Below are 11738 nucleotides of genomic sequence, written 5' to 3' on the forward strand. Positions count from 1 at the left end.
TTTGCCGCGCGAGGTATGGCAAAAAGCGGCCCGATCGTGAGATATAAAAGCGCGGTAAAAAGTACCGCAAACACGGGGTCTATGCGGCGCACTAGGCTCTGAAGCCCTTTTGCTCTAGCGATCGCTGCGACGCCAAGCACCGGCAAAAGCACTGCCGTGGCGCAAAAAAACATGATCGCGACGTAAAAATTCTGCCCAGCTTCTCGCCCCAAATTCGGCGGAAAGATGAAGTTCCCCGCGCCGAAAAACATCGCAAAAAGCGTGAGCGAGATGACTAAAAACTGATTTCTGCTAAGATTTTGTTTCATTTTCGCTCCGTTTCGGATTTAAATTTGACAAATTGTATTTGGATGAAGTTGAATTTTCGTTGATTTTAGTTAAATTCGCCGATTTTTCGCGCTTGCGTGTTTCGATTTGAAATTTAACAACGCAGTCGGAGTAAAATTTAAACATTTTAAAGTATAATCGCGCAAAGGAAAAAAATGGCGAAAACTAAAACCGTATTTGAGTGTCAAGCCTGCGGCAATCAGCAGAGCAAATGGGTCGGCAAATGCCCTCAGTGCGGGGCTTGGGATAGCTTTTTAGAGCTTAACGCGCAGCAGATCGAAACGCTAAAAGAGATATCAAAAAGCACCGCAAAACCCAGCCTCGCAAAGCAAATCAGCGAGGTTGAAATAGAAAAAGTCACGCGCATCAGCACGCAAAATAGCGAACTAGACTTAGTCCTTGGCGGCGGCGTCGTGGAGGGCTCGCTGGTGCTGATCGGCGGAAGCCCCGGCATCGGCAAGAGCACCTTGCTGCTAAAAATCGCGTCAAATTTCGCCGCCCAAGGCAAAAAGACGCTGTATGTAAGCGGCGAAGAGAGCGCGAGCCAGATCAAAATGCGCGCCCAGCGCCTTGACGCGGTCAAAGACGGGCTGTTTTTACTCACGGAAATTTTACTCGAAAACATCCTAGCCGAAGTGCGCAAAAACGAGTATAAAATCCTAGTCATCGACTCCATACAGACCCTCTACAGCGAAAAAATCGCCTCGGCACCGGGCTCCGTATCGCAGGTGCGCGAGATCACCTTCGAGCTCATGCGCCTAGCCAAAAACGAAAATATCTGCGTCTTTATCATCGGCCATATCACGAAAGACGGCTCGATCGCGGGGCCGCGAATTTTGGAACATATGGTGGACGTGGTGCTTTATTTTGAGGGGGACTCCAGCCGCGAGCTGCGTATGCTGCGGGGTTTTAAAAACCGCTTCGGTTCGACTAGCGAAGTGGGGATTTTCGAGATGAGCGAAAACGGACTCATCAGCGCCAATGACGTTGCGGGCAAATTTTTCACGCGAGGCAAGGCTACTAGCGGCTCGGCAATCACTATCACAATGGAGGGCTCTCGCGCGCTTAGCGTCGAGATCCAGGCGCTCGTGTGCGAGAGCGCGTATCCTAAACGCAGCTCCACAGGCTTTGATAAAAACCGCCTGGATATGCTGCTAGCGCTACTTGAGCGAAAATTAGAGATCCCGCTGGGCCACTACGATGTTTTTATAAACGTGAGCGGCGGCGTCAAGATCGGCGAAACGGCGGCCGATCTAGCCGTAGTCGCGGCGATCATCTCCAGCTTTAAAAACCGTCCGATCAGCAAAGAGAGCGTATTTATGGGCGAGCTTAGCCTAAACGGCGAGATTCGCGAGATATTTAACCTCGATCAGCGCCTAAAAGAAGCCAAAACGCAGAAATTTAAAAACGCGATCGTGCCAAGCAAACCGCTTGACGCACAAGGGCTAAAATGCTTCGTCGCGGGCGATATCACACAGGTTTTGGAGTGGATGTAAATTTTGCGCACCAAAACCCGCACCGTAAAAATGCTGAAGGAAAAATATGGAAAATCTAAAATGGAAACTCTCAAAAACGTTAAAAACAGCGATGAGGCAAAAAGATATAGATACTTTTACGCTAGCTAAAATCGCTAGCGAAACATACGCAAAAACTCACGTAGATAGCTGCTTAGACGTAAGGCAAGAAGTTTTTAAGGTTATCGACGAATACGCGCTAGAGGTAAATTTAGAAATTTTAGACTTGGTTTGCAAAATTTTAGGCTCTAGCGTTAAATTCGGCGAAAGCGGAGATTTTTAAATTCGTCGCGGCTTTAAAATTGCTCCAAAATTTAAAGCCGATACAAAAGCCTAAAATGCTCAAATTTACGGTAAAATCAAAACCGAAATAAACGCAAAAATGGCAAAACTTAAGATGTTTAAATTTTATGCATACTTGGGCAAAATGCAAATACGGACGGCGAATTTTACATAGCTATCCGGCTAAAAAAGGCAACAATCGCCTTTGCGTAGAAAAGCTCGGCAAAAGGCGTCATTTTTGGTAGGCTACAACGGTCGCGCTCCAAAAGAGCAAGGCGGCAAAATTTACGAAAAAATAAATCGCGCCGCAAAATCAGGTTAGTTGCAGCCAAAAAATGCCGTAAAAAGCAAAAATTAGGAACAAAATGTTTGGTTATATTAGATTTATTTTAGCGTATTTCGTGCTACTATCGCACGTTGGTATAGGACTGGCGGGGAAAAATATAGGCGTCTTTGCCGTCGTGATTTTTTATATCCTAGCAGGGCTGGTTACATCAAAGGTTTTTATCAAAATCGCGCCGCAAAACGCACAAATAAGCTACTTTATAAAAGATAGATTTTTGCGCATTTATCCCGCGTTTTTCTTCGCGTTTGCACTCACGATACTGTTTTTTTGCGCGACATCTTATTTGCATCCAAATTTTAGCGTGAAAAATTTACTTCTAAATGCTCTCATCGCGCCGCTAAACTACTTTTTTTGGCTCGACGTTTCCGTCATAGACGCGCCTGTTGGGCTAAATTTCCTTATACCGCCGGCTTGGTCGCTAGGAGCCGAGCTTCAGGCGTATGCCCTGCTCGTACTCGCGATCAAATTTAGACGGCTGGGCTACGCTCTAGCCCTTGGTTCGCTAGGAGTTTACGTAGCGGCAAATTTAGGCTTTATAAACGCCGACATTTACGGATACAGGCTTGTTTGCGGCGTATTTTTTATGTTTTACACGGGATTTTTGATCTATCAAAAAGAGCTTGGCAAGCTCGCCGTTTTTTACGCGGCGGTAGCGGCGCTGGGAGGCTATCTTTTTTACTCGCACAAATTTAGCGCTTTTGGCGCAGAGACGATGCTTGGATACTTGATCGGCGTAGCCATCGTTCTAGCGCATGAGAGGTTTAAAATTAAGCTTAAATTTAACGATATCGCAGGCTCGCTTTCATACGCTATTTTTATCAGCCATTTTCTTTTTATTTGGCTCAGCGAATTTTGGCTGAGGGGCGTAAATTTAGCCTTCGTGACGGCCGGTTCGGTCGTGTTTGGATTCGTAAATTTCTATCTTATTGAACAAAAGATAAACAAAATAAGATTTAGAAAGCAAGCTTAAAGTCAACCAAAAAAGGTATGAAAAATACTGCGAGTAAAATTTATTTTAAAACCACGAAAATCGTACGAAAAAGTATCAAAAAATCCCTAAAAATCGAAAGATTATCAACGTATGCACACTCCATTTTCACACGCTCGTCAAATGAAATTTCATTCCTGCCGCTCACCTGCCAAAGCCCGGTAAGCCCCGGCCTGACCCTTGTTATCTTGCCTAAGTTTTTGCCGATTTGCCTTTTTTCGTAAAACATATACGGACGCGGTCCGACCAAACTCATCTCAAGCCTAAGGACGTTAAAAAGCTGCGGTAGCTCATCAAGCGAAGTACGCCTGATAAATCCGCCGACTTTTGTTATGCGCGGATCAAATTCGTATTTGTGAAATTTGGCAAAATGCTCAGCCTCTGCGGGATTTTGCGCAAGATAATCGTCTAAAATTTTACGCCAATTTTTATGCATAGATCTAAATTTATAGCAGCTAAACGGCTTGCCGAAGCGCCCTATTCGCTTTTGTTTAAAAAAGATGCTCTCACCAGGCTCATTTATCTTTATGACTGCTGCTATAACGGCGACGACCGTAAGCCAAATCGGCGCAGTAGCGACAACGATGACGTAATCGATCACGGCTTTTAGCAAAATTTTAGAGCGCAGACTCATAGCTCGCCCTCTAAAAATCTCTCGTAACTACTCTCCACGAGCTCCTTTATCTCTCGCTCAAAGCGCTCTTTTGAAAATTTTAGCGCATTTTGCCTGATCGCTTGCGGATCAAATTTGTCTCTTATTTTTTCAAATTTTACCACCGCTTCGTTTAGGCTAGTTTTGCTTTGCTCGCTAAAATAAACGCCCGTGACGCCGTCTATCACGCTCTCTTTCGCACCGCCCTTACCCAGGCAGATGACTGGAGTCCCGCAGGCCTGAGCTTCCACGGGCGCTATACCAAAATCCTCCACGGCAGCAAAGACGAAGGCTTTTGCCTTACCCATCAGCTCCGCAGTCTCACGTGCGCTTTGAAAACCTAAAATTTCAACATTGCTTTTAGCGATATTTTTGATTTCATTCATCTGCTCGCCGTCACCCACTACGACTAGCTTTTTGCCGCTTTCGTTAAAGGCGCGCACGATTAAATCGATCTTTTTATAAGGCACCATCCTTGAAACCGTGACGTAAAAGTCCTCTTTATTTTCGTTTAATTTAAAATTTGCGGTATCGACAGGCGGGTAGATCACGGCGGCATCTTTGCTGTAAATTTTATGTATACGGCGAGCGATAAAATTTGAATTTGCGACGTAAACGTCGGCTCTGTTTGCCACGGCGATATCCCACAGGCGAATTTTATGTAAAAAATATCTAGCTAGCACCGCTTTTAGCCCGCGCTCTAGTCCGTTTTGGCGCAAATAGTCAAAATACATATCCCAAGCGTAGCGCATCGGAGTGTGTACGTAGCTTATATGAAGCTGGTTTGAATGTGTCAAAGCGCCCTTTGCCACGGCGTGCGAACTAGACAGCACGACGTCGAATTTGCTCAGATCAAACTGCTCTATCGCTAGCGGAAAAAGCGGCAGATAGCTCCTAAATTTACTCTTTGCAAACGGTAAATTTTGAATAAAACTGGTTCGAGCGAATTTGCCATTTAAAATCTTTTGTCTATCGTCAAATTTAAGGTAATCAACAAGGCTAAAAACCTCAAAATCATCCCAAATATCCGTAAAACTCTGCACGCAACGCTCAGCTCCGGCATAGGTTTCTAGCCAGTCGCAAACCAGAGCTTTTTTCATCCGCTCCGCCGCTACTTTCTATCGTAGTCGTCGCTGATACGAACTATATCGTCCTCGCCCAGATACTCGCCCGTTTGCACTTCTATAACGATGAGATCGGAGTTTGCCGTATTTTCCAGCCGGTGAATCTGCCCGCTTTTTATATATATCGACTCGTTTCGTTTTATCTGCATCTCACTATCATCTATGGTTACTAGCGCCTCGCCCTCGACGACGACCCAGTGCTCGTTTCGCTTAAAGTGCTTTTGCAGACTCAGCCTTTTGCCGGGCTTAACCACGATCTTTTTCATCTTGTAGCCGCTACCCTCGCCCAGCACCTCATAGCTGCCCCACGGACGATATACGCTCGTGTGCGTTTCGCAAATTTCAGGCAATGAATTTGAAAAGTGCTTATAAACCTCTTTTACCTTTTGTGAGCTACCTTTTTTAGCGATCAAAAGTGCGTCTTTGGTGTCTACTACGAGCAAATTTTGCACGTCTACTAGTGCGGTCGGTTTTTTAGTTAGGATGAAATTTTCGCTCGCGCCGATTTGTAGCGACTCGCCCTCGTTTTTTATCTTTTTACTCAGCTCGTCAAAGCTGCCCATATCGCTCCAGCCCGCATCCAGCGGCACCATTTTGATATTTAAGCTTTTTTGCATTAGGGCGTAGTCGATACTGATATCCTCGATCTTATCCATAAAATTCGGACTTATTTTTAGCAGGCAAGGCTCGTTTGCCGAGCCCTCTATCGCCGCCGTCACGTCTTTTACGATACTTGGCGCGTACTTTTTCATCTCGCCCAAAAACACGCCCGCCTTAAAGCAAAACATGCCGCTATTAAAGTAATATCCGCCCTCTTTTATAAATTTCGTCGCGGTTTCGAGGTTAGGCTTTTCGATAAATCGCTCTACGTCGCCGTTTTTATCGGCCTTGATGTAGCCGTAGCCCGTGTTTGGTTCGTTAGGTTTTATACCAAACGTCACCAAAAAACCCTGATTTGCATAGCTTTGCGCGATTAAAAGAGCCTTTTTGTATTCGGCCTCCTTCTCGATCAAATGATCGCTCGGAGTGACGAGCAAAATTTCGTCTTCATCGCAGCAAAGCGCTGCAAACGTGATCGCCGCGGCGGTGTTTTTACCAAATGGCTCGAGGATAAATTTGTCTATTTTTTTATTTCCGCATTCGTCAAGCGCCAAAAAGTAGTGCGCCTCGTTGCAAACGATGATCGTTTTTTGCGCGTGCACGTTGCGTCTAAGCGTAAGGTCAAAGAGCGATTTTCCGTTAAAAAGCCTAATGAATTGCTTTGGCATTAGCGTTCGCGACAACGGCCAAAGTCTCGTGCCCGAACCTCCGCAAAGTATAACGTTTGTCATTTTTACGCCTTTTGCTTTAAATTTTCGACCAAATTTAAAAATGTTTCTTGAAGCCGCACCAGTAAATTTTGATCCTTGGTCTCAAATCTCGTAACGATAACAGGCGTCGTATTTGAGGCTCGTACTAGCGCCCAGCTACCGTCCTCAAATCTCACTCTAACGCCGTCTATGTCGATGATTTCGGCTATTTTACCTAGGCCTGCTAGCAAATTTTGCGCGTCGCCATTTTCGTAAATTTCAACCAAAACCTCTTTTAGCTTTGCCACAAGCTTAAATTTTTGTGCGTCGGTCGTTTTTACCTTGATCTCGTCGGTGCTAAAGACTTTTGGCAGTTTATCTAGCTCGCCGTCAAGGTTAAAGCCCTTTGCGACCAGCTCTAGCGCGCGAAACATCGCATACGTCGCGTCGTCAAAGCCAAAATACCGCTCCTTAAAGAAAATATGCCCGCTCACCTCGGCCGCCATGTCGATATTTAGCTCCTTCATCGCCTTTTTGATGTTACTGTGGCCGGTCTTACCCATGAAGCTTTTACCGCCGTGAGCGTCGATCTCGTCGTACATATTTTGCGAGCATTTGACCTCGCCCAGCACGCGCGGATTTTTCATCGCGAGGCTATATAGATAGGCTAGCTCGTCGCCTTTTATGTTGCGTTTTTTTGTTAAAACCGCGATACGGTCGCCGTCGCCGTCAAAGCCAAATCCTATATCAAATTTGCCCTTGAGCGCGGCCTTTAGATCGCTTAAATTTTTCTCCTCGCTAGGGTCTGGATGATGGTTTGGGAAGTTGCCGTCGGGCTCTGGGTATAAAATTTGAGCGTCTAAATTTAACGCCTCGCAAATTTCGGGCAGAACCGCGCCGACCGCGCCGTTTGCGCAGTCGATGACGATTTTAAGCGGTAAGGCTTTTAGATGTGCAAACTGCCCTATAAGAAAATTTTTATAAGGCGTCGCGATGTCGAATTTCTCGGCTCTCAAATCATCGGGGATTTGCGTTTTTGCCGCGATGTCCGCTAGTACGGCGGTTTTTAACTTTTGCAAATCCTCACCGAAGTAACTATCCTTAAAAATCGTGATTTTAAAGCCGTTGTACTCTTTTGGATTATGAGAGCCGGTTATCATTATATTTGCGTCAAATTTGTCTGAAAACACGCTAAAATAGCCAACCGGAGTCGGTAACAAGCCGATATCATAGACTTTGATCCCAGCTAAATTTAGCCCGCTAACTAGCCAGCCAAAAATCTCGCCCGCGCTTAGTCTAGCGTCATATCCTACGCTAACGTTTTTTGCGCCTCGGCGTAGCATCTCTCGACCCAAATTTAACCCGATCGCTTTGACGCTGATTTCATTTAGATCGCGCTCGTAAATGCCGCGTATATCGTATTCTCTAAAAATTTCGTCTATCAAAATTTTACCTTTATAAATTTATTTTACTTTAAGACGGCGTATTTTAGCATTTTTGGGTTAAATTTTACTAAACGGCGACGTCTCCAAGCTTTGCGTTGATGGCTTCTATTAAGCTTTTCGGCGCGATTTTTATCTGTTTTCCGCGCACGCCGGCGCTTACGTAGACGTAGTCTTGCTTTAAAATCCTCTCGTCAAAAAACGTCTCAAACGCCTTTTTCATCGCTATGGGCGAGCAGCCGCCGCGGATGTAGCCCGTCACTTTTTCAAGCTCTCTTAAGTTTAAAAGTTCGCATTTTTTATGTCCGCTTAGTCTAGCTAGAGCCTTTAAATTTAAGCTCAAATCGCCCTGTATGCACGCTACGACGTAGCCTTTAGGCTCGCATTCGCAGACGATGGTTTTATATATTTTTTCTATTTGCTCGCCGCAAACGGCAGCTACGTGAACGGCGCTCAGATCGCTTTCGTCCACTTCGTATTCGACTAGCTCGTAGGGGATATGTTTGCCGTCTAGAAACCTCGCGGCATTTGTTTTATGTACCATTGCCTTCTCATTTTTCAAAAATTTAAGATATAATTATAGCTAAAATTTTAAGGAGAATGAATGGCTGAAGACATTTTGGAAAATCAAAGCAAAAAGGGAAACGGGCTGGTTCTCGTCATCATCATCGTTATTTTGTTGCTTCTTTTGGTAGTCGGCGGATTGCTAGCGTTTTTACTAATGGGAAATAGCGAAGATACCGCGCAAGCGCAAGCAGTGCAGGCGCAAACCGAGCAGGTTCAAGCTTCAACGCCTAAAAATACGGCGGGCAAGCGATCAAACGATTATGTAAATATGGGCCCGGTTTATCCGCTCGATCAGTTTATCGTAAATTTACTTAGCGAAAGCGGCTCAAGATACCTAAAAACGAAGGTTGATCTAGAGCTTAGCGCCGATACGTTAACGCCTGAAATCGATAAGAAAAAGCCGCTAATAAGGGATATCGTCGTATCTACACTCTCGTCTAAAACGTACGAAGAGGTAAGCACTCAAAAAGGCAAAAACCGCCTAAAAGACGAGATAGTCGACCGCCTAAACGAGGTTTTGGCCGACGGTCACATAAAAAACATCTACTTTACCGACTTTGTGGTGCAATGATCGGCATAGATATCGTAGCGATTTCACGAATCTCTAAACTTAAAGAGTGGCGAGGCGAGGATTTTTTGAGATATTTTTTAAGCGACGAAGAGATAAGTATCGCAAAAACGGATGCTACGATAGCAGGATTTTTCGCAGCTAAAGAAGCTATCAGCAAGGCTCTTGGCTGCGGGATCTCGGCCGAGTTTTCGTTTTTTGACGCTCAAATTTACAAAGACGACAAAAATGCGCCTAAAGTAAAATTTTCAGAAAAAATCATTAAAAATTTTAACGTAAAAGGCGCTCAAATCACGATTAGCCACGACGGCGGATTCGCGATAGCTGCAGCGATACTGCAAAAAGCGGATTAGGCTTTTAAATTTGACTCTGTTTTACTAAATTTTAACAACCATCGTCGGCTCTGTCTTTTTATCCAGCAAACGAAAGCCAAATTTGAGTGTTTTTAGTTCGTGCCGATTTAGCACAGCAATCCTCAAATTTGATCCTATAAGGCCGCAAATTTAATCGCACTGTAGCACTGCCAGCTTTTATCAAATTTCCTCTCGCGTAGATCGCTTTTTCTGATCCACAGATAAATTTTACCGCAATCGCACCACATCATCTCATTTTCGTCGTTACTGACGATTTGTAGTAGTAGCGTCCACTCGCCGATATTTTGCCGCATTTTTTCAAACTTCGGCCCGCTATAATCCTCATCGCCGCCGCAATAAAAGCCGTTTGTCACAAGCTCGCACTCTAGCTCCATGCCGCCTTGGATATTGTCCGAATGTCCTAAAATTTTATTGCTCCGCTCACAAAAATCATCCGCCATCTACCAATACGCGTCGATTTCGTCATCGCTCATCTAGGTGTCGCCGACCAAATCGCTCTCCAAATCCGGCAACTCGGTCGTATTTGCAAATTTTAAAGAAGTCGCCGCAAACGCTTCGTTGTTTTCAAACGGCGCGACTTTGCGTTCCAGCTAGCTCGTATCCTCCGCATAAATCACCTTTTGTAAAAGCGTCGTCTTTTGGATCGTATCCCTACGGTATCCAGGCGCAATCATAAAATAGATAGAGCATGCCGCGACTCGGCAACTCGCTCTGGGTATCAAACTCCGAAACTTCGCTAAAATTTATCTGCGCTACAAAATGAAGCGGCTTGCCGGTTTGCTCATTTACGGGCCACGGCTCGCTCCGCGGTAGATCGGGCGATCCGCCGAATTTTGACGCGCCTATCGGTATTTGCTGATCGTCGCTTGCTTTTAGCGAAATTTCCACCGCATTTTTAGCATAACTTTTTATCTCCTCAAATATGCGTCCGAGTCCGTATTCTTAATATTTTGAGCGTAAATTTTGCAAATTCATATTTCCCCCTTTAAGGCTACCCGCAAATTCTAAATTTTAGCCCATCGCGGCAAAAAATTAGGCAAATTTTACTTCTGCAATGTCGGTAAATGCCAGCCAAGGTAATATGCCGCAAGCCTAAACGCGATACCAAACGCAAAAAGCCCCATCACCCAAAATACGCTCGTAAATCCCGCGTAATCCATCGCAAAATAAATCAGCCCCACGACGATGCTAACCGTCGCGTAAAGCCCGGTTTTTAGGCACCAAGGGATCTCGTTAAACAGCACGTCGCGTATCATGCCGCCGCCTACGCCGTTGCAAAGCGCGAGCAGCACGACGCCAAAGACGTTATAACCAAACTGTAGCGCCACGATCGCTCCAACGATAGAAAAGCTCACGAGATCCACGGCGTCGGTGGTGACGAAAAGGAATTTTTTCTCGATATCGCTTCGCTTGTGCAGGCGCAAAAACGCCGAGAGAAAGAGCATCGCCATCACGATGATGCACGGAGCGTAGTGCGTAAACGAATACGGCGGGCGCGAGACGATAGCGTCGCGCATAAATCCGCCTCCAAGTGCGGTTAGAAGCGCAGCGATAAAGATACCCAGCCAGTCGCAGTCGCGCTTAACCGCGAAGATAAATCCGCTCGTGGCTGCCGAGGCGATGCCGATGTATTCGGCGACGAGGAGCGCAGTCATTTTTAACCTTAAGTTTTTAAACGAGATTTTACATTTTTAAAATAAAAAAATGGATAAATTTAAACGAAATGCCAAACAAAAGCGCCTATTTTCATTACGTTTGCGATTTTACGATTGCAAATTTAAAAAACAAAACCGCACCTGCACTCAAGTACAATATACAAAAAATAGAAAAAACATTATAATAGCGCAAATTTTAAAGTAAAGGATAGTCGTGCCGGCCGAAGCAAGTATCATAAAAAGCGTCGAAAAAGACGCTATCGTCATACCGCAAAATAGCGATAAAGACGTAGTCGTAACAGACGAAGATACTTTGCTATTAGATCAAAGCATAACGGCAAAAGAAAACCTTGAAGACGAGACTATAGTGGCCGATATCATTGCCTCACGGCAAGCATCGCTAGACGCAAAAGAAACAGTGTCTGACGGCAGCGGCGGCTCGGTTAGCTCGGACGGCGTAAGCCTGAGCAAGGTTGCGTTTACAGAAGGCGGCCATATATCAAGCGTAACCACAACATACGGCGACTTAGCGTCAAGTCAAACTCCCAAAAATACCAAGACATTCGCTAGCACCGCAGCAAGCGACATTGCTGAAAATGTTGATTCTCAG

The 11738-nt window shown here is 45.2% G+C and carries 15 protein-coding genes; 6 read left to right on the forward strand and 9 right to left on the reverse strand.

The window, feature by feature from the left end; genetic code table 11:
• The coding region (locus tag Q0314_RS09315) for a branched-chain amino acid transport system II carrier protein (protein WP_298058477.1) at nucleotides 1–308 on the reverse strand (308 nt) is incomplete at its 3' end.
• Nucleotides 309–482: 174 nt separating this feature from the next.
• On the opposite strand from Q0314_RS09315, the gene radA reads away from it, so the two are divergent.
• From radA to Q0314_RS09330, 3 genes are all read left to right on the forward strand, one after another.
• A complete protein-coding gene (gene radA / locus Q0314_RS09320) occupies nucleotides 483–1823 on the forward strand; it encodes a DNA repair protein RadA (protein WP_298058479.1) in 1341 nt (446 codons plus the stop codon).
• A gap of 46 nt (nucleotides 1824–1869) precedes the next feature.
• Nucleotides 1870–2124 (forward strand): hypothetical protein, encoded by a 255-nt coding sequence (locus Q0314_RS09325; protein ID WP_298058481.1) that lies wholly within the window; start codon nucleotides 1870–1872, stop codon nucleotides 2122–2124.
• 364 nt (nucleotides 2125–2488) lie between these two features.
• A complete protein-coding gene (locus tag Q0314_RS09330) occupies nucleotides 2489–3439 on the forward strand; it encodes an acyltransferase (RefSeq protein ID WP_298058483.1) in 951 nt (316 codons plus the stop codon).
• Nucleotides 3440–3479: 40 nt separating this feature from the next.
• On the opposite strand, the gene Q0314_RS09335 is transcribed toward Q0314_RS09330, so the two are convergent.
• The 5 genes from Q0314_RS09335 to ybaK all read right to left on the reverse strand — a co-directional run bounded on the left by Q0314_RS09335 (nucleotide 3480) and on the right by ybaK (nucleotide 8508).
• Nucleotides 3480–4091 carry a sugar transferase gene (locus Q0314_RS09335; RefSeq protein WP_298058484.1) on the reverse strand — a complete coding sequence of 204 codons (612 nt, stop codon included), beginning with the start codon at nucleotides 4089–4091 and terminating at the stop codon, nucleotides 3480–3482.
• Nucleotides 4088–5209 (reverse strand): glycosyltransferase family 4 protein, encoded by a 1122-nt coding sequence (locus Q0314_RS09340; protein ID WP_298058485.1) that lies wholly within the window; start codon nucleotides 5207–5209, stop codon nucleotides 4088–4090. Before Q0314_RS09340 ends, Q0314_RS09335 begins: the two co-directional genes overlap by 4 nt.
• Before the next feature lie 11 nt (nucleotides 5210–5220).
• Nucleotides 5221–6564 carry a mannose-1-phosphate guanylyltransferase/mannose-6-phosphate isomerase gene (locus Q0314_RS09345; protein ID WP_298058487.1) on the reverse strand — a complete coding sequence of 448 codons (1344 nt, stop codon included), beginning with the start codon at nucleotides 6562–6564 and terminating at the stop codon, nucleotides 5221–5223.
• Between the two features lie 2 nt (nucleotides 6565–6566).
• Entirely contained in the window at nucleotides 6567–7967 is a 1401-nt protein-coding gene (locus Q0314_RS09350) for a phosphomannomutase/phosphoglucomutase (RefSeq protein WP_298058488.1), read from the reverse strand.
• Between the two features lie 67 nt (nucleotides 7968–8034).
• Nucleotides 8035–8508 (reverse strand): Cys-tRNA(Pro) deacylase, encoded by a 474-nt coding sequence (gene ybaK, locus Q0314_RS09355; protein ID WP_298058490.1) that lies wholly within the window; start codon nucleotides 8506–8508, stop codon nucleotides 8035–8037.
• A gap of 60 nt (nucleotides 8509–8568) precedes the next feature.
• Between ybaK and fliL the strand changes: the two genes are divergently transcribed.
• Both fliL and acpS read left to right on the forward strand, forming a co-directional pair.
• On the forward strand, nucleotides 8569–9102 hold the full coding sequence (gene fliL, locus Q0314_RS09360) for a flagellar basal body-associated protein FliL (RefSeq protein WP_298058491.1): 534 nt from the start codon (nucleotides 8569–8571) through the stop codon (nucleotides 9100–9102).
• Nucleotides 9099–9452, forward strand: coding sequence for a holo-ACP synthase (gene acpS / locus Q0314_RS09365; RefSeq protein ID WP_298058492.1), 354 nt, complete (start codon nucleotides 9099–9101; stop codon nucleotides 9450–9452). Before fliL ends, acpS begins: the two co-directional genes overlap by 4 nt.
• 134 nt (nucleotides 9453–9586) lie before the next feature.
• Here the strand turns inward: acpS and Q0314_RS09370 are convergent, their stop codons facing one another.
• The 3 genes from Q0314_RS09370 to Q0314_RS09380 all read right to left on the reverse strand — a co-directional run bounded on the left by Q0314_RS09370 (nucleotide 9587) and on the right by Q0314_RS09380 (nucleotide 11128).
• Nucleotides 9587–9913 (reverse strand): DUF1963 domain-containing protein, encoded by a 327-nt coding sequence (locus Q0314_RS09370; protein WP_298058495.1) that lies wholly within the window; start codon nucleotides 9911–9913, stop codon nucleotides 9587–9589.
• 211 nt (nucleotides 9914–10124) lie between these two features.
• A complete protein-coding gene (locus Q0314_RS09375) occupies nucleotides 10125–10361 on the reverse strand; it encodes a DUF1963 domain-containing protein (protein WP_298058496.1) in 237 nt (78 codons plus the stop codon).
• Nucleotides 10362–10516: 155 nt separating this feature from the next.
• Entirely contained in the window at nucleotides 10517–11128 is a 612-nt protein-coding gene (locus Q0314_RS09380; protein ID WP_298058498.1) for a TRIC cation channel family protein, read from the reverse strand.
• 214 nt (nucleotides 11129–11342) lie between these two features.
• On the opposite strand from Q0314_RS09380, the gene Q0314_RS09385 reads away from it, so the two are divergent.
• On the forward strand, nucleotides 11343–11738 hold a 396-nt coding region (locus Q0314_RS09385; protein WP_298058500.1), incomplete at its 3' end, for a hypothetical protein.

Origin of the sequence: uncultured Campylobacter sp. (assembly GCF_938040115.1) — a bacterium.
Taxonomy (GTDB): Bacteria; Campylobacterota; Campylobacteria; order Campylobacterales; family Campylobacteraceae; genus Campylobacter_A.

What these genes read in the sequence shown, in the direction of transcription:
- Q0314_RS09345 (WP_298058487.1), bottom strand. Translation starts at nt 6,564, where the DNA reads ATGACAAACGTTATACTTTGCGGAGGTTCGGGCACGAGACTTTGGCCG.
- Q0314_RS09325 (WP_298058481.1), top strand. Translation starts at nt 1,870, where the DNA reads ATGGAAAATCTAAAATGGAAACTCTCAAAAACGTTAAAAACAGCGATG.
- Q0314_RS09380 (WP_298058498.1), bottom strand. Translation starts at nt 11,128, where the DNA reads ATGACTGCGCTCCTCGTCGCCGAATACATCGGCATCGCCTCGGCAGCC.
- Q0314_RS09340 (WP_298058485.1), bottom strand. Translation starts at nt 5,209, where the DNA reads ATGAAAAAAGCTCTGGTTTGCGACTGGCTAGAAACCTATGCCGGAGCT.
- Q0314_RS09335 (WP_298058484.1), bottom strand. Translation starts at nt 4,091, where the DNA reads ATGAGTCTGCGCTCTAAAATTTTGCTAAAAGCCGTGATCGATTACGTC.
- radA (WP_298058479.1), top strand. Translation starts at nt 483, where the DNA reads ATGGCGAAAACTAAAACCGTATTTGAGTGTCAAGCCTGCGGCAATCAG.
- Q0314_RS09330 (WP_298058483.1), top strand. Translation starts at nt 2,489, where the DNA reads ATGTTTGGTTATATTAGATTTATTTTAGCGTATTTCGTGCTACTATCG.
- Q0314_RS09370 (WP_298058495.1), bottom strand. Translation starts at nt 9,913, where the DNA reads ATGGCGGATGATTTTTGTGAGCGGAGCAATAAAATTTTAGGACATTCG.
- acpS (WP_298058492.1), top strand. Translation starts at nt 9,099, where the DNA reads ATGATCGGCATAGATATCGTAGCGATTTCACGAATCTCTAAACTTAAA.
- fliL (WP_298058491.1), top strand. Translation starts at nt 8,569, where the DNA reads ATGGCTGAAGACATTTTGGAAAATCAAAGCAAAAAGGGAAACGGGCTG.
- ybaK (WP_298058490.1), bottom strand. Translation starts at nt 8,508, where the DNA reads ATGGTACATAAAACAAATGCCGCGAGGTTTCTAGACGGCAAACATATC.